Genomic DNA, 289 nt, shown 5'->3' on the forward strand with positions numbered 1-289 from the left:
TCCCTCTTTGAAATGAGCGAGGGCCAGCAATCTCATTTTCATCTGAATAGATTTCTGCTGGCTTGCGAGCTTTTTAAAGTCGATATTATTGAGACTGTCCATAGCGAATAAGTTTTATCGTTGAATGGCCTCAATTAGATCACATTTTTACTTATATTGGTATCATCTTGAAACCAGACATCCACATGCTCTAAAGCGATATGTCCTGGGATCTTCAGGATCGTTTCAATTTTGAATTTTTTTTAAAATCGTCTTGGACTTCTTGAGATTGCTTGGGGTGTTTTGAGCG

Annotated in this window: 1 pseudogene; it reads right to left on the minus strand. The window is 38.1% G+C overall.

Annotated elements, in window-relative coordinates:
- Positions 1–161 precede the first annotated feature (161 nt).
- Positions 162–289: pseudogene (locus UF06_RS27330) on the minus strand (IS630 family transposase); the annotation flags it as partial.

The sequence above is a fragment of the Vibrio sp. S234-5 genome (genome assembly GCF_000960595.1).
Taxonomy (GTDB): Bacteria; Pseudomonadota; Gammaproteobacteria; order Enterobacterales; family Vibrionaceae; genus Vibrio.